Origin of the sequence: Rhizorhabdus histidinilytica (assembly GCF_900167915.1) — a bacterium.
Taxonomy (GTDB): domain Bacteria; phylum Pseudomonadota; class Alphaproteobacteria; order Sphingomonadales; family Sphingomonadaceae; genus Rhizorhabdus; species Rhizorhabdus histidinilytica.
In genome coordinates this window covers 453,826-470,315 of the sequence record NZ_FUYM01000001.1, presented here as the reverse complement: position 1 = coordinate 470,315, position 16,490 = coordinate 453,826, and the positions used below count along the sequence as shown (strand labels likewise).

Here is a 16,490-nt window from a genome sequence, read left to right as displayed (position 1 = left end):
CACAATCCGAAATTGCGCTGGCGGTTCGCGGATCGCTTTGCTAAGCGCCCCTCGACGCACCCGTAGCTCAGCTGGATAGAGCGCTGCCCTCCGAAGGCAGAGGCCAGGGGTTCGAATCCCTTCGGGTGCGCCAATATTTCAATGACTTAGATGGTTCAGTCGCATTTCGTACGGAGTGCGTACGGAAAACAGGGTGGGATTTGCGCCCATTTGCATCCCTTCTTCCGACATCGCCGATCGCCCCGCTGGCAATGCGCCTATGATCGCGAAAGGCATCTGGCTTGAGACGATGCGCGGCGAGGTCGCATTGACGTTCATCGCTATGGTCGTTTTGATTCGCCTGCTTACCCCGGCGGACTTAATGCGCGGCAAAGATCACGAACGCATCGACGTTAGTGATCCTGGAACCAGCCAACCGATGGAGGAGAAGGGCTTTCACGCGCCCCTATACACCCTCGCGCAATAGGTCGCCCCGCCCCCAAATCCCCACCGTTTCGGTTTATTGTCAGGATTGCATCCCGTAACGAGATGCATCAGAATGGCCTAAAAATAGCTTGATCCGACGAATTTAGGGGCGAGAAAAGAAATCCAATGGCTGGCGACGAAGACGTTGAAGAAAATATCCACGTTGCCGCGCAAACGGTTCCCGCGCTCCGTTTTAAGCAGTGGCTTCAGGATTGGGATAACTACTCTTCCGTATCTAATGGAAGTTGGAAGAAGCCCGAGCCATACATTTACCTATTTAGCATGAAGGCAGGAGATTTAAGAAATCTCAGTGACGTTTATCGTCGAAAGTACGACGGTAACATTTCTGAGGGCGTCCAAAGGGCTCAGGATACTAACCGTACCGCTCGAATTCAGCGATACGTGCGGTACGGTTATCCGTATGGCGACCTTGCCGCTCCAATGCGGAACAAGGAACACGCTCATCTAAAAAAGCCGGGCTGGCTTCCGACGGCGATCGTAATCAACATCCTCGAAAAAGGCACCTCTCGGCGCGGCCATACGCTTAATGACGACCATCTCGTACAGGTCACATCAAACGGCGCGAGTGTGGAAATTACTGTGCCCGAGATCGACGCAAAATCCAGCGACTATCTCGCTCCCTTCGAAGTTATCGATGGGCAGCACCGTCTATGGTCTTTCGGGAATGATGATTCTGGAATACCAGATGATTTCGAACTCCCCGTTGTGGCTTTTAAAGGGTTGGATGTCGCATGGCAGGCATATCTTTTTTGGTCGATTAACGTCTCACCAAAGCGCATTAACAAAAGCCACGCCTTCGACCTCTATCCCCTTTTGCGGACTCAAGATTGGCTGGAACAGTTTGGGGAGCTGAATGTCTATCGTGAGGCTCGGGCGCAAGAACTGACCGAGCTGATGTACACGCACGAGAAAAGCGTTTGGCATCATCGGATCAATATGCTCGGCGAGAAAGGCGTTGTTGGGGTAAGCCAGAACGCTTGGGTCAAGGCGCTGACAGCTAGCTTCTTGAGCACCGGAAAGGGTGCCGGAACAAAGGGATTATTTCAGGCCAACCTCGGCGAAGATGACATGCCTCTGCCTTGGTCGCGCGGTCAACAAGGCGCATTCCTCCTAAAACTTTGGCAGGAAATTGCCTCGGAGATCGAGACAGGGGCACGCCATTGGTGGACACGCCAATATAAGGGCGAGCGAAATCGACCTCTCATAGACCGGACATCTCTCCTCAACCAGGATATGGGGCTCCGTGCGACCCTTAGCGTCGCGAACGACATTTTCGTGCACGCGGTGGATGACTGGAATTTATACGATTGGCGTGCGCCGAATATCGAAGATGCCTCGTTCCCCGTCGAAGCATCCGCAGCCTTTGAATCAATCGATAAAGCTCCGTTCGCTGAGGAAATCACAAACTTGGCGAAGGGAATTGTGGCGTTCGATTGGCGCTCGCTCGATGGCCCCGGTGTTAAAGACAGCGAAGAAGAAGTTCTGAAGCGATCATTCCGAGGAAGCGGCGGATACACCGCGCTCAAGATCGAGGTTTTGAAAAGCCTCGCCACCGAGCAGGGCACCGCAGTTGGAGGGGTTGCGGCAGACTTGCTCGCAAAAATGGCCTGATGCCTCTTAACTCAACCGCGCTCGCAGCGGCATCCCGTAGCCATGTTGTCGCCACTTTGGCTCGCGTCAAAGACGCCAACCCGGACGCCTGGCTTTCGGCGGGACATTCCGCGCCCCATGGAGAGCTTCCCAACAACTGGACGGCGGTATCCGCTTTGCCTGCCGCTCAGCTCATTGAAGCTGTCGCTGTGTCAATTCCCAGCCACTGTATTGATGGGTGGTCGTTCGCTGCTCGCGGGCTAAATGCACTCCTTGCGGGCGATGCACACGGCTGTCGGCATATGGCCTACTATGCCCAGCTTCGCGCCGGTCTTTGCATCATGGCGAATTTAGGCGTGGGGTTGTTCAACGGGATCAACTTTGCGGTGGATAATGCGGGAGCCATCGTTCGCATCGATCCAACCAAGAAAACGTCGCGTAGGGGAATGGGAACACACGAGGTGGTTTGGTCTGCTCTGGATGATTGGAGCAAAAACCCCGTGCTATCCCAGTCGTTTCTGGATCTCATTAAGGTGAGGCACGCGCCCCTACGAGACATACTAGAAACCATATGGCCGGGATTTATCTCAACTGCGACGGTGGGAGGGCTCATCAACGCTTGGGGGATCGATCTCAAGCGAGGCCAAACTGACAGGAATTTTCGGAACACATCAAGCTACGCTCCGCACGCGCTGAACCCATTGCCGATGAGAACCGCGACAAACTTGCGCTTTGTGCAGCGCGCGTGGCGAATGTTTGAACCTTCGGGAAGTGCCGGCTTCGATAATCTCGATCGCTTCCTGTTGCGACGAATTCTATGGGCGCAGCATGAGGCGACCAATCCGGGTACGCCACCATCGGCGGGATCAATCCCTGCGCAGTACGGGAATTTGCCAGCCACCATCAGGGGACTTTGCTCGCAGGATTTTCTCGTCGGGAACACTGAGGCTACTAACTTAGAGATCATTCGATATGCGGACGCCGGAACGACGCCCGCTACCCCACTGCAAATGCTATCTCGTGCGCTCATGCTGCTTCGGACGGCTATGGCATTCACCCACACTTCGCTGTCCGAAGCGGGGGTGAATACCGCTACGGGAGACCTTCAAGTTTGGCTAGAAAACTACGCTCAATTGCGTGGATTTTGTAGTGCCACAACGCCGCTTGGCGACGGTTCAGGGCTTTGGGACGATATCCGAGTGGCGATGGATGATCTGGGTCGATCTAGATTGCCCGCACCCGCTGATCTTATGAGCTGGAAAACCGCTAACAACAACGGAATGCCGCTCATTACCGAGGCAGAACGAATTGCCGTGTGGAGCCTCTGTGCATGAAATATATGGGCTCAAAGCGATCGATGCTTTTAGGCGGCTTGGGTGACGTTCTGGAAAGAGAACTCGTCGATTGCGATCGTTTCTTTGATATGTTCACCGGATCGGGTTCGGTCGCCCACCATGTTGCCGAAAATTATCCCGTCAAGGTGATCGCCACAGACCTCCAACAATATGCTGCTACGCTCGCTCGTGCCGTGATCAAGCGGGATAAGCCTCTCTCGTTTGAGGAATGGGTGCCGACCTGGATCGCCTCAGCGATTGCGCGGGCGGAGCGCGATCCGAACGCCATAGCGTTTGCGAACCTGCAAAACCGTCTTGCCCTTGATAAGCTGCCTAAGCAGGCTGAACGAGCGCGGCAACTCTCGGCTGCATCTTCCTCAGATTTCGTCCGCGCGTATGGCGGTTGGTATTATTCGCCCTGGCAAGCGCTTCTTCTCAACTCTCTGCGCGAAGAAGCCAACCCCGACGCTGCATGGTTTGATGTGGCCGTCGCTGCGGTAGTGCAAGCCGCTAGCCGATGTGTAGCTGCGCCGGGGCATACTGCTCAACCATTCAAACCTGACACGCGGGCCGCGCCGTTTCTGTTGGAGGCATGGCAACGCGATATCGTGGCGCAGGTCACGGTAAGCGCGAGCGCTCTTTGCGAACGTCATGCGGTGAAAAAGGGAAGCGCGTATCCGGCGGATGCTAATGCGGTGGCGCGGAAGCTCAAAAAGGGAGATGTCGCTTTCCTCGATCCGCCATACTCCAGCGTGCATTACAGCCGCTTTTATCACGTTCTTGAAAGCATCGCGCGTGGCTCCGTTGGCGATGTATCGGGCACAGGAAGGTATCCAGAACCCCATCTCCGTCCCTCCTCCGATTACTCGATACCCACACGCTCGGAGGCTGCGATAGTCGAATTGCTGGACCGCATAGCTGCGGCCAATGCGACGGCGATCATCACTTTTCCCTTAGCCGAAACCTCGAACCGATTAAGCGGCGCGCGCATTGCGGAACTGGCTAAGAGCAACTTCCGCGTTGTAAAAACGCACGTTCTATCAAGGTTTTCGACGCTGGGAGGTGATCACAAGCATCGAGGCGCGCGTCAGGATTCTGAAGAGCTGATCATTACGCTGAAGCCGCTACAGATTTAAACGCTTTCCATCATCTCGGATCCGCGTTTCCAGGGCGAGAACCTGCAAGCCAATCTGCGGCTGGTCGAGCGTCTAACGGAGATTGCGCAAGCGAAGGGCGTTAGGCCGTCGCAACTCGCAATCGCCTGGACGATGCAGGCAGGAACCGTGCCGATCCCCGGCACGCGGCGCATCAGATATCTCGAAGAGAACATCGCCGCCGCCGACATCACCCTGTCGGCCGATGAACTCGCCGCGCTGGAACAGGCCGCCCCGTTCGGCGCCGCCGCTGGCGAGCGCTATTCGCCGGGAATGCTGGCGACGCTCGGACACTGATCCCTCACCCTCGAACCAGGAGCAGCACCATGTCTGACAATATCGATCAGTCCCGCCGCAATATCCTGAACACTCTCGCACTCGGCGTCGCCTTCGCGCAGCTCGGCGCTCTCAGCGGCGTTCGCGCTCAGACACCGGCGACGAGTGGCCACACCACCTTTGCTTCGCTGAAGCAGATCAAGACCGGTGTTCTCGATGTCGGATATGCCGAGGACGGCCCGTCGGATGGTCCGCCGGTGCTGCTCCTGCACGGTTGGCCCTACGACATCCACAGCTACGTCGATGTCGCGCCGCTCCTGGCCAGAGCCGGATACCGGGTGATCGTGCCTTATCTGCGCGGCTACGGCACCACCCGCTTTCTCTCGGCCGAAACCCCGCGCAACGGTCAGCAGGCGGCACTCGCCGTCGACATCATTGCCTTCATGGATGCGCTGAGGATCGAGAAGGCCGTGATCGGCGCCTATGACTGGGGCGCACGGACCGCGGACATTATCGCCGCACTCTGGCCCGAGCGCTGCAAGGCGCTGGTCTCCGTCAGCGGCTATCTCATCGGCAGCCAGGAATTGAACAAGACGCCGCTGCCGCCGAAGGCTGAATTGCAGTGGTGGTACCAATATTATTTCGCCACCAAGCGAGGCGCCGCCGGTTACGCCAAATACACCCACGACTTTGCCCGTCTGATCTGGGAACTGGCTTCGCCGCGGTGGAGGTTCGACGACGCTACTTTCGCCCGCTCGGCAGCGGCTCTGGACAATCCCGACCATGTCGCGGTCTCGATCCACAATTATCGCTGGCGGCTTGGCCTCGTGCAGGGCGAGCCAAGGTTCGACGAAATCGAGAAGAAGCTCGCGGGGTTCCCCAGCATCGGCGTGCCGACCATCACGATAGAGGGCGACGCCAACGGCGCACCGCATCCCGATCCGTCCGCCTACGCCAAGCGCTTCACCGGCAAATATGAGCACCGGCTGTTCACCGGCGGCATCGGCCACAATGCGCCGCAGGAAGCACCAGAGCAATTCGCCAAGGCCGTCATCGACGTCGATCGGCTTTGAGAATGACCACCCAATCAAACGAAAAGGAGCATATCATGACCAGGATCGAAAGGGTTCTCCGCGCGCGGGCCGGGCGCGTGAGCGACGCGACCGACCCTGTCGCGGCCATGGCATAGCGCGCTGGACCACGCCTGATCAGGAGGCCGTCCGCCGCCCTACCCCGAAAAGGAGGCCCCGTGCTTCTCCGCCATATGACGCTTCCAGCGCTGGCGCAGTTCGCCGGGGCGGGCGCCGTGGCGGTCGTCGAGGAACTCGGCCGAGACCACGCGATCGGTTCGGAAATGGCGGAAATTCTGGCGCAGCTCGCACCAAGCCGCGAGCATCCGGGCGCTGTCGAAGAAGCCGATGACGACCGGCCAGATCACGCGGCTGGTCGCCTGCCCATGCTCGTCGCGATAGTCGATCCTGATCTTGCGTCCCTCATGGATCGCCGACCGGGTCCGGGCGATGTCGATCCCGTCGCGCGGCGCGCGGGCCGGGCGCGCCGCGGTCGCGGGCAGCATCGCATAGGAGCGCAATCGTTCGGGAACGACCGAGCTGATCTTGGCGATCAGGTCGCGCGCGGCGCCGGCCAGGACAGGATCGCCCCGCCCGGCCACCCATTGCGCGCCGAGCACCGCCGCCTCGATCTCGTCGGGCGTCAGCATCAGCGGCGGCATGTCGAAGGCGTCGTCAAGGATATAGCCGAAGCCCGCCTCACCGCGGATCGGCACTTGCTGCCCGATCAGGTCGGCGATGTCGCGATAGACGGTGCGCGGCGACACCTCCAGTTCCCCGGCGATGTCGGCGGCGGTGATCGCGCGGTTCGAGCGCCGCAGTATCTGGATGATCTGGAACAGCCTGTCGGCGCGACGCATACCCGTCTCCCTACTGACAATATGCTGTCAGCAGGGGTGGTCTAATACGGGATCGTCGCGCCGGGCAAGCCGTCCGGCGACGGCGAGAAGGAAGGAACATCCGCCATGATCACGCTCTATCACGCGCCGCAATCCCGTTCGTCCCGAATGATCTGGCTGCTGGAGGAGATCGGCGCCCCCTATGAGATCAGGCCTGTGTCGATCTTTCGCCCGATGACCGGCGAGGGCGCCCCCGATCCGGGCAACCCGCACCCCGACCAGCGCGTCCCCGCCATCGCGCATGACGGCAACCTCGCCGCCGAATCGGTGGCGATCGTCCTCTACCTGACGGAGGCATTCCCCGAAGCCGGGCTCGGGCCGCTTCCCGGCGATGCGCAGCGCGGCGCCTATCTCACCTGGCTCGCCTGGTATGCGGCGGAGATGGAGCCGGCGATGGTCGCCGCCATGACCGGTGAGCTGGAACGCGCGCCGATGCGCCAGCGCTATCATGCGCAGGTCGTCCGGCGGATCGAGCAGGCGCTGGCGCAGGGCCCCTATATGATGGGCGATCGCTTCACCGGCGCCGACCTGCTGATCGCGAGCGCGCTCGCCTTCGGACGCCAGGTCTTTCCCGAGAGCCCGACCATCGACGCCTATATGGCCCGCTGCCGCGAACGCCCCGCCGCGATCCGGGCGCTCGCCCTCGACGACGCCTCGGGACTGCAGCAGGCCGCCTGAACCTCCAGGTCTAGCCTCGCGCGATCGCCCCCAGGCCGGCCGCCAGCGCATCGAACGCCGCCCGGCACGATGCGCTGGCGCGCAGGTCCTCATGCATCACGATCCACAGCCCCAGCTCGATGGCGCAGTCGTGTTCGAGCACGCGAACCAGCTCCGGGGAGCGGCGTGCGACCTGGACCTGGCAGAAGCCGATGCCGAAGCCGGCGCGGATCGCCGCGAGCTGGGCAAGGTCGCTGTCGGCACACAGCGCGAACAAGCGGCGACGGAGCATCGGATAACGACCTGCCATGGCGCGGATCGCCGGGGTCTCGGCATCGAAGCCGATCAGGTCGTAGCCGGCCAGGGCCTCCATCGTCTCCGGCACACCGCACCGGTCGAGATAGTCACGGCGGGCGTGCAGCCCCACCTCGACCGCGCCAACCTTGCGGGTGACGAGCGCCTGCTGGACCGGCTCGACCATCCGGATCGCGATGTCCGCCTGCCGGCCGAGCAGGTCGTCGATGCTGTTGGACAGCACCAGTTCGATGCCAAGCGCGGGGTGCCGCCGCCGCAGCTCGGCGAGGATCGGCGGCAGATGTTCGACGCCGACGACCTCGCTGGCGCTGATCCGCACCGTTCCCCGCACCTGGCCCGCATGGTCGGCGGCCGCCCGCAGCAACGCGGCCGAGGTGGCGACCAGCGCTTCGACATGAGGCTTCAGCCGCAGCGCGGCATCGGTCGGCGAAAGGCCGCGCTGGGTGCGCAGGAACAGCGTCGTCCCGATCGCCGCCTCCAACGCGTCGACATGGCGCGCGACGCTCGGCTGGGTCAGCCCCAGGCTGCGCGCGGCGCCCGACAGGGATCCTTCGCGCAGTACGGCCGCGAAGCTGCGGTACAGGTCCCAATCCGGTTCCGAGTTCATCTATTTCCGTATAGCAGAACCAGATATTTCCACAATTTTCCATCATGGCCGATCCGCCGATCCTCACCCCCGGCATCGAAGGAGGACGGCATGATCGAACGAACGGCGCTCATATTGGGCGCGACCGGCGGCATTGGCGGCGCGGTGGCGCGCGGGCTGGCGGCACGCGGCTGGCGGGTACGGGCGCTGCATCGCCGCCCCGATCCGGCCCGCGACCCGGCCTTCGCCTGGATCGGCGGCGACGCGATGGTCGCGACCGACGTGGCGGCGGCGGCACGGGACGCGGCGCTGATCGTCCATGCCGTCAATCCGCCCGGCTATCGCGACTGGGACAGGCTCGTCCTGCCGATGATCGACAACAGCATCACGGCGGCACAAGCGAACGGTGCACGCATCCTGCTGCCGGGAACCCTCTATAATTACGGCCCCGACGCCTTCCCCCTGATCGGCGAGGAGGCGCCCCAGCACGCGCCCACCGCCAAGGGGCGCATCAGGGTCGAGCTGGAACGGCGCCTCGCCGAGGCCACCACCACGGGCACCGCCCGCGCGCTGATCGTGCGGGCGGGCGACTTCTTCGGGCCGCAGCCGGGCAACAACTGGTTCGGCCAGGGGATTGTCCGGCCCGGCCGCCGCCCGCGCGTGATCCGTCGTCCTGGCAAGCCGGGCGTCGGCCACCAATGGGCCTATCTGCCCGACGTCGCCGAAACCATGGTGCGGCTCGCCGAGCGCGACGATCTCGAGCCCTTCGCCCGCTTCCACATGGACGGCCATTGGGACCCGGACGGCAGCCGGATGACGGACGCCATCCGCCGTGCGCTCCGCGCGCCAGCGGTGCCGGTCCGGCCGCTGCCCTGGTGGGCGATGCGCCTCGCCTCCCCCGCCGTGCCGCTGCTGCGCGAGCTGCTGGAGATGCGCTATTTGTGGCAGCAGCCGGTGCGGCTCGACAATCGCCGGCTGGTCGCGGTCCTCGGCGACGAGCCGCACACCCCGCTCGATACGGCCGTCCGGGCGACGCTGGCCGCGCTAGGCTGCCTGGCGGAACGGGCCTGACCGGCGATCCCGCTTGTGCTCGCCCGGGCTCCGGCCCTAATCCCGGTGAGGGCGGCGGCATCAGGGGGCGGCGGGCGTGCAGAAGGTCGATACCGGATCGGCGATGATCCACCGCTTCGACGGCGCGCTGAACCCGGCGATCTGCGCACGGCTCTGCACATTGTCGCACAGCCACACCCAGAAGCCCGAGGGCGCGGCCGACCCCGCCAAGCTCCCCTGGCAAGACAGCGATACCTTCGCCTTCGACCATTGGGAGGAGGGCGAGCTGCGCCACCTGATCGGCGGCTATCGGCTGATGGTCGCCCAGCTCATCTGCCTCGCGGTGCGCGAGATCGTCTTTCCGCACTTCACCGATCTCGTCCGCTGGCGGCCTGGCAAGAGCATGGACGAGCATAAGGACGACGGCTATCCCGGCGACCACGAACTTATGAGCTGTCGTCACTATTCGGCTGTAACCTATTGTAATTACGACTATTCGGGCGACGAGACCTTCATCCGCAACGAACATGGGGGCTATTATGTCAGCACGCCCCGGACCGGCACCTTGGTCTTCTATCCCAGCGATGAGCGCGCCACTCACGGGGTGAAGCCGGTGGTCGGTAGCGACCGTGTGACGCTCAGCACCTGGTTCACCCGCGACGTTCGCCATTATCGCCCCTGACGAGGGTCGTACCGCGCCATCTTCACGAAGCGGATCATGGGCTGTAGCGTCGCCGACGCACCTCTGGGGAAGGATGACGGCTTTTGAGCATGAGCGGCAGCGCGATGGCGCGGATCGTCGGCATCCAGACCGCGGTCCAGTTCGTCATCGACTTTTCCGCCAGCCTGATCGTCGCCCGCCTGCTGTCGCCGCACGAGCTGGGCGCCTTCTCGATCGCACTGGCGGCGGTGATGATCGCGCAGACACTGCGCAGCGCCGGCATCAACATGTTCCTTGTCTCGGCGCCCGAGCTCGACCAGACCCGCATCCGCACCGCGCTCGGACTGGCGATGATCGCCAGCTTCGGCTTCGCGCTGCTGATCTTCGCCGCCGCGCCGCTGATCGCCGCCTTCTACCGCGCGGCGGTGATCGCCGACGTGCTGCGGATCGTCGCCTTCACCTATCTGCTCGCGCCTTTCCAGGTGCTCGCCCACGGCCTGCTCAATCGCGCGCTGCGCTTCAAGGCGATCATGGGCGCCACCCTGGCCGGAGCCGCCGCCAGCGCGGGAACCGCCGTCGCCCTCGCCTTCCTCGGCTGGGGCACGCTGTCGATGGCCTATGCGACGCTGGTCGGCGGGGTCATCAGCCTGGGGGTGATGCTCGCCAGCCGACCGGCCGGCTTCGTCTTCCGCCCGGCCCTCGTCCATTGGCGATCGATCTCCTCCTTCACCGGCTGGGTGCTGGGGAGCACGCTGCTCAACCAGATCGGCCCGCGCCTCAACGAGCTGTTCGTCGGCCGCTCGCTCGGCATCGCCCCCGCAGCTTTCCTCGACAGGGCGGAGATGCTGCCGCGCATGCTGTGGAACTATGCCGCGCCGCCGGTGCTCAGCATCCTCGCCCCGCTGGTCGCGCACGAGATGCGCCGCGGCGTGGACGCGCGCACCACGCTGCTGCTTCGGATGCGGCTGTTCGGCTGCATCTTCTCCCCCATCATGATCGGCATCGCCACCCAGTCGGCACCGATCCTGATCGGGCTCTACGGCTGGCAGTGGCAGGCCTCGATCGCGCCAGCGCCGTGGGTCTGCGTGGCGGCGGCGATCACCGGCCAGTTCGTGGTGCTGGGCGCTTCGCTCTCGGGACTCGGCCATGCCCGCCAGCTGTTCCTGCTCAGTATTTGCGAGCAAGGCGCGCGCGTCGTCATGCTGGCGATGCTGAGCCGGACAGACATCGTCCTGGTCGCGGTAGGAACGGTAGGCGTCTCGCTGGTCTATGCGGCGGCGGCGATCCGCCTCGGCGCGCGGCTGAAGCTGTTCACGGTGCGTGAGGTGCTGGCGAGCCTGCTGCCGTCCATTGCGATCTGCGCGGTGGTGGCCGCCGCCGGCATCGCCATCGACGCGGCCCGCGGCGGCGGCATCCCGACGCATCCCATTTCAGCGGTGATCGAGGCGGCGGCGATCCTGGCGGCGGTGTGGATCGCCGCGCTGCTCGTCTTCCAGCGGTCGGTGATCACCGCCTTGTGGAGGCTCGTACGGCACTGAGACCGCGCACGCCAGACGGGATCAGGCCGTCCCCGCGCCGCCTTTCACCCGCATGCGATGAACCGCCTCGGCGATCTCCGTCCGCCCATAGGGCTTGGAGATCACCTCCTCGTGCGCGAACTCGGTCGAGAGCTGCGCCTGTTCGCCATAGCCACTGGCGAACAGGAAGGGGATGCCCGCCGCGCGCAGTTCCTCGGCCACCGACAGGCTCGAATCCGTCCCCAGGTTGATGTCGAGGATCGCGAAATCGATCGCGCCGTCGGCGATCGCGTCGCGCGCCTGGCGCACCGACGAGGCGGTCACGACCCGGCGGGCGCCGAGCGACTTCAGCGCATCCTCGACGTCGAGCGCGATCAGCATGCTGTCCTCGACCAGCAACACGGTGCGGGGGAAATCCTCGGCCGCCGTCATGAGGTCGGGCTCGGATCGGGCGGTATCGGCATCGCCGACCACACCGCTGCCGATCGTGACGAACCGGCCGGGAATCGAGAATTCCGCCTCCAGGCCGGACAGGCGAAAGCTCGTCCGCGCCCGGCCGCCGAGATCGTAGGGAATCGACCGCTCGATGATCGTCGTGCCGAAGCCCCTGCGTTCGGGGGCGCGGACCGGCGGGCCGCCGGTTTCGCGCCAGCTGATCAGCAACGCCCCGTCGCCGTCGATGCTCCAGCGCAGGTCGACATGGCCGCTGTCGCTGAGCGCGCCATATTTGGCGCAGTTGGTGATCAACTCGTGAAGCACCAGCGATAGCGTGTTGAAGGCCGCCGGATCGAGCAGGACGCGGGGCCCCGACAGACGGATGCGATCGCCATTGTCGGCGAGATAGGCGCTGGCTTCCGCCCGGACGAGCGGCTCGATCTCCGCCGGGCCCCAGCGCTTCATGGTCAGCTGGTCATGCGCCCGCGCCAGCGACTGGACTCGGCCCTCGAGCGTCTCCGCGAAATCCTGATAGCTCTGCGCGCTGCCGCGGGTCCGCGAGATCAGGCTGCGGACGAGGCTGAGCACGTTGCGGACGCGGTGGTTGAGCTCGGCGATCAGCAGGTCCTGCCGCTCATGCGCCTTGGCCTGGTCGCTCTCCCGCTCCTCCGACAACAGCAGCACCACTTCGAGCAGCGACGTGCGGACGGCCTCCGCCACGCGCCGCTCGGCCGCGGCGAAGGGCTCGCTGACCCCCTGGACGAGCTGACGCCAGGCTTCGAAGCTCTTGCGCGGCGACAGGCGCACGCCATGGGCGTCCTCCTCCATCGCCTTCTGCGGATCGCCGGCCCAGCGGACCGAGCGGACCTTCTCTGCCCTGAACAGCACGACATAGTCGCGCGGGCTGCGCGAGATCGGGATGGCGAGCATGCCCGCCGCACGCTCGGCATAGGCGGCGGCCGGCGGGTGCAGCTGCGACAGATGATCGGTGATCACGATCTGCGACGCCGCCCCGGTGCTCAGATCGCGGATCAGCGCCCGGAACTGGCCTTCATCGGGAGCCATGCCCGACAGCGCGATCCTTCCGTCGAGATAGACGCCGATGCCGTCGTTCGGGATCGCGGCGCCGATGGTCTCGCCGATCCATTCCGGATCATGGAGCAGCTTGGCGTCCTGCGCGACCACCGCCATCAATCGGTCGGCGATCGCCCGCGACCGCTGCTCATAGCCGGCCGTCTCCTCGCGTTCGCGCGATTCGAGCATCATCGAGAACATCCGGCCGAACAGCTCGGCCGCGGTGCGCTGTTCGAGCGACGGGCGCAGCGGCGCATGATGATGACAGGCGATCAGCCCCCACAATCGCCCCTCGCAGACCACCGAGATCGACAGCGAGGCACGCACGCCCATGTTCGTGAGATATTCGATATGGACCGGCGACACCGACCGCAGCACCGACATCGACAGGTCGATCGGATGGCCGTGCAGGTCGCGCTCCGGCAGCACCCGCGCGCCGGGATCCTGGAGGTCGGCGATCACGCGCAGCACGTTGCGCAGGTAGAGGGCGCGCGCCTGGCGCGGGATATCGGTCGCCGGATAGCGCAGGCCCAGGAAGGATTCGCGCTTCGACGCGACCGACTCGGCCACGACCTCGCCCGCGCCGTCCTGATCGAAGCGATAGAGCATCACCCGGTCGAACCCGGTGATCGCGCGGATCTGCCGCACCGCGTTGAGCTGGAAATTCTGCATCGAGCTGGACTGGCTCTGCCGCATCAACATCGAACGGACGGTGATGCCAATATCCTCGTGCCCCGCCGGTCCGCTCGGTTCGCCCTCGATGATGATCGATCCACGGCTGAAGTGGATCGCCACGTCATATTCGGGCAGGTCCGGCTTGAGGCGAATCCGCAGCAGCCGCTCTACCGAATCCTCGCCCTGGAGATAGGCGATGCGGTTGCGGATGTCGTGGACGGCATCCTGCGACAGTACCGCATGGAGCGGCTGACCCAGGGCGATATCCCATGCCGTACCGACATGATCCGCCAGATTCTCCGACGCCCGGCTGACCAGCCAGTCCGAGGACACGGCGAGCAGGAACCCGAAGCTCTGGACGGCGCCGAGGAGATGGATCGGCTCGCGGTCACATGCGGTAAGGTCGGGCTGGTCGGTTGGGGTGGCCGTCAATGTCTCAGCTTATGTTGGCGGGGCTCATGTCCACCGCATGCCAGGATCGTTCGAAAAGGTCGAAAACGAACAAGGCATCCTCGACGATTTTGTCATTGCTATCATGGACGCCTCCCTCATTCTGTAACCTAGTCGACAGAAGCTTCCACCCGGCCGTATCACCAGACTCCAGAAGATAGGCTCCGGCTCTTTCGGCAAGCGCCGGCGACGCGGCCCGCAACTGCCGGAGCAGGACGGCGGAGCCGAGGCGCGAGCCTTCGAGCACATAGTCATGACCGGCTGTTGCCATCTCGGGGAGGTCGACATTGCGAAGCGGCGGCGGCACGGCCAGGCCCAGCGCATCGAGATCGCGCCGCAGCGCATCGGCACGGGCGAGCGATCCATCGTCGAGCAGCGGCCGAAGGGTTTCCCATGCGACCGCCTGGGCCCGCAGGAAGGTGCCATAGCCCTGCTCGGTTGCGAGATCGCAGGCGCCGAACAGTCCATCGACACGGCCGTGCGCCGCTCCGGTTTCCCGCCGCAATCTGTCCCTCAGGGAAATGCCATTCTCAGACTTCAAGATTGTGTCCCAACTGGTCGTGGACTGGCGCCGGCTCCAATGGCACGAAACGAGCGGCGGCGCGTTAGGGTCCGTGGAAAATGTTACGGGGCCAAAATCAGGGGCCTATATTCGGTGTCGGGCGAGTGATGTCGAGCGGGATCTTCGTACAGGGCGAGAATTGCTGGCGGATCGAGCGAGCGTCGCGGGCCGCGGTGATCGTCGATGCCGCCGACTATTTCCGCACCGCGCGCGACGCGATGCTCCAGGCGCGCGAGCAGATATTGCTGGTCGGCTGGGACGTCGATCCCCGTATCCTCCTCGATCCCGATCTGGCCGAAGGCGGGGACGGCGACGAACCGCCCAACTGCCTTGCGCAATTCATCCCCTGGCTCGTCCGGCGCCGGCCAGAGCTGCGGATCAACCTGCTGATCTGGAACATGGGCTTCCTGAAGATGCTGACACGCGGGCTGTCGATCTTCACCATCCTGCGCTGGCGGATGACCCGCAACGTCTCGATCCGTTTCGACAGCAGCCATCCGATCGGCGCGACGCACCATCAGAAGATTCTCGTCATCGACGATTCGGTGGCGCTGTGCGGCGGCATCGACATGACCGAGGACCGCTGGGACACGCCCGAGCACCTTGACGGCGATCCGCGCCGCTGCCGGCCGAACGGCAAGCCCTATATGCCTTGGCACGACACCGCCGGGATGATCGAAGGGCCCGCCGCCGCCGCGCTGGGCGATCTGGCGCGCGAACGCTGGAAGCGCGCGACGGGCCGGGTCCTGCCCGTGCCGGCGTCGCATGGCGGGATATGGCCCGAGCGGGTCGAACCGCTGTTCCACGACCGGGCGATCGCCATCGCCCGTACCCATCCGAAAAGCGAAGGCGCCGCCGAAGTCCGCGAGATCGAGCAGCTCTATGTCGACATGATCGCGGCGGCGAAGCGCTTCATCTATGCCGACAACCAGTATTTCGCGTCGCGCCGGGTCGCCGAGGCGATCGCCCGGCGACTGACCGAGCGCCGCCCGCCCGAGATCGTCATCGTCAACCCGATCAGCGCCGACGGCTGGCTCCAGGAAGCGGCGATGGGCAGCGCACGGGCCGAGCTCTTCTTCGCGCTGGCGGAGATCGACCGCGACGACCATTTCCAGATCTACACCCCTGTCACCGCCGGCCGGAAGCCGATCTACGTCCATTCGAAGCTGCTGATCGTCGACGACCGCATCCTGCGGGTCGGGTCGTCGAACATGAACAACCGGTCGATGGGGCTCGACAGCGAATGCGACATCGCGCTGGAGGGCGAGGCGAGCGACGCCCCCGATCCGGCGATCCGCCGGCTGCGCGAGGCGTTGATGGCCGAGCATCTCGGCGTCGCGCCCGATGCGGTGCGCGACGCCTTCGACCGCACCGGCTCGCTGATCGCGACCGTCGAATGCCTGATCGGCACGGCCAAGTCGCTCATTCCCTTCGAACCGCACCAATGGAGCGACGCGACGCTCGCGATCGGCGCGAGCGGCCTGCTCGATCCGGAATCGGTCGACGAGCGGTTCGAGCCCCTGTCGAACCGGGGCCTGTTCCGCGGCTTCCTGCGGCGCGGTACCCGGCAATTGTTCGACACGATCCGCGAGAAGCGCCGCGCCCGGCGCGAACGCAATCGCGGCCGCTGGCGGCGCAAATTCCGCAAGCTGTGGAACGCGGCCCGCCAGCTCGACGATTGACGGCCGCCCGGCGCCTC

Annotated in this window: 15 protein-coding genes and 1 tRNA gene; 12 read left to right on the top strand and 4 right to left on the bottom strand. The window is 64.3% G+C overall.

Going from position 1 to position 16,490, the window contains the following annotated elements:
* Positions 1 to 56: 56 nt before the first annotated feature.
* From B5X82_RS02280 to B5X82_RS02255, 7 genes are all read left to right on the top strand, one after another.
* Positions 57 to 133 (top strand) — tRNA-Arg (locus B5X82_RS02280).
* A gap of 60 nt (positions 134 to 193) precedes the next feature.
* Positions 194 to 466 carry a hypothetical protein gene (locus B5X82_RS02275; protein ID WP_139385009.1) on the top strand — a complete coding sequence of 91 codons (273 nt, stop codon included), beginning with the start codon at positions 194 to 196 and terminating at the stop codon, positions 464 to 466.
* Positions 467 to 591: 125 nt separating this feature from the next.
* Entirely contained in the window at positions 592 to 2,097 is a 1,506-nt protein-coding gene (locus tag B5X82_RS02270) for a DGQHR domain-containing protein (protein ID WP_079646402.1), read from the top strand.
* 281 nt (positions 2,098 to 2,378) lie between these two features.
* Positions 2,379 to 3,410, top strand: a complete 1,032-nt coding sequence (locus tag B5X82_RS26170) for a hypothetical protein (RefSeq protein ID WP_139385008.1) — start codon at positions 2,379 to 2,381, stop codon at positions 3,408 to 3,410.
* Positions 3,407 to 4,546, top strand: coding sequence for a DNA adenine methylase (locus B5X82_RS02265; protein ID WP_079646401.1), 1,140 nt, complete (start codon positions 3,407 to 3,409; stop codon positions 4,544 to 4,546). Before B5X82_RS26170 ends, B5X82_RS02265 begins: the two co-directional genes overlap by 4 nt.
* Before the next feature lie 9 nt (positions 4,547 to 4,555).
* Complete coding sequence (locus B5X82_RS02260; protein WP_079646400.1) at positions 4,556 to 4,861, top strand: aldo/keto reductase; 306 nt, start codon at positions 4,556 to 4,558, stop codon at positions 4,859 to 4,861.
* A gap of 29 nt (positions 4,862 to 4,890) precedes the next feature.
* On the top strand, positions 4,891 to 5,913 hold the full coding sequence (locus B5X82_RS02255; RefSeq protein ID WP_079646399.1) for an alpha/beta fold hydrolase: 1,023 nt from the start codon (positions 4,891 to 4,893) through the stop codon (positions 5,911 to 5,913).
* Between the two features lie 155 nt (positions 5,914 to 6,068).
* On the opposite strand, the gene B5X82_RS02250 is transcribed toward B5X82_RS02255, so the two are convergent.
* A complete protein-coding gene (locus B5X82_RS02250; RefSeq protein ID WP_079646398.1) occupies positions 6,069 to 6,770 on the bottom strand; it encodes a helix-turn-helix transcriptional regulator in 702 nt (233 codons plus the stop codon).
* Positions 6,771 to 6,875: 105 nt separating this feature from the next.
* Between B5X82_RS02250 and B5X82_RS02245 the strand changes: the two genes are divergently transcribed.
* Positions 6,876 to 7,487, top strand: a complete 612-nt coding sequence (locus B5X82_RS02245) for a glutathione S-transferase family protein (protein WP_079646397.1) — start codon at positions 6,876 to 6,878, stop codon at positions 7,485 to 7,487.
* A 10-nt stretch (positions 7,488 to 7,497) separates the two neighbouring features.
* Here the strand turns inward: B5X82_RS02245 and B5X82_RS02240 are convergent, their stop codons facing one another.
* The gene (locus tag B5X82_RS02240; protein WP_079646396.1) at positions 7,498 to 8,388 is read right to left on the bottom strand and encodes a LysR family transcriptional regulator; all 891 of its coding nucleotides are present in this window, start codon (positions 8,386 to 8,388) and stop codon (positions 7,498 to 7,500) included.
* A 90-nt stretch (positions 8,389 to 8,478) separates the two neighbouring features.
* On the opposite strand from B5X82_RS02240, the gene B5X82_RS02235 reads away from it, so the two are divergent.
* From B5X82_RS02235 to B5X82_RS02225, 3 genes are all read left to right on the top strand, one after another.
* Positions 8,479 to 9,438: an NAD(P)H-binding protein gene (locus tag B5X82_RS02235; RefSeq protein ID WP_079646395.1), complete on the top strand. Its 960-nt coding sequence runs from the start codon at positions 8,479 to 8,481 to the stop codon at positions 9,436 to 9,438.
* Between the two features lie 76 nt (positions 9,439 to 9,514).
* Complete coding sequence (locus tag B5X82_RS02230; protein ID WP_079646394.1) at positions 9,515 to 10,099, top strand: 2OG-Fe(II) oxygenase; 585 nt, start codon at positions 9,515 to 9,517, stop codon at positions 10,097 to 10,099.
* Between the two features lie 89 nt (positions 10,100 to 10,188).
* On the top strand, positions 10,189 to 11,616 hold the full coding sequence (locus B5X82_RS02225; RefSeq protein WP_079646393.1) for an oligosaccharide flippase family protein: 1,428 nt from the start codon (positions 10,189 to 10,191) through the stop codon (positions 11,614 to 11,616).
* Positions 11,617 to 11,637: 21 nt separating this feature from the next.
* On the opposite strand, the gene B5X82_RS02220 is transcribed toward B5X82_RS02225, so the two are convergent.
* Positions 11,638 to 14,211 carry an HWE histidine kinase domain-containing protein gene (locus tag B5X82_RS02220; protein WP_079646392.1) on the bottom strand — a complete coding sequence of 858 codons (2,574 nt, stop codon included), beginning with the start codon at positions 14,209 to 14,211 and terminating at the stop codon, positions 11,638 to 11,640.
* 4 nt (positions 14,212 to 14,215) lie between these two features.
* Positions 14,216 to 14,770 (bottom strand): biliverdin-producing heme oxygenase, encoded by a 555-nt coding sequence (locus tag B5X82_RS02215; RefSeq protein WP_139385007.1) that lies wholly within the window; start codon positions 14,768 to 14,770, stop codon positions 14,216 to 14,218.
* Between the two features lie 128 nt (positions 14,771 to 14,898).
* Here B5X82_RS02215 and B5X82_RS02210 point away from each other — a divergent pair, with 128 nt between their 5' ends.
* Positions 14,899 to 16,473 carry a phospholipase D-like domain-containing protein gene (locus B5X82_RS02210; protein WP_235862573.1) on the top strand — a complete coding sequence of 525 codons (1,575 nt, stop codon included), beginning with the start codon at positions 14,899 to 14,901 and terminating at the stop codon, positions 16,471 to 16,473.
* Positions 16,474 to 16,490: the final 17 nt, after the last annotated feature.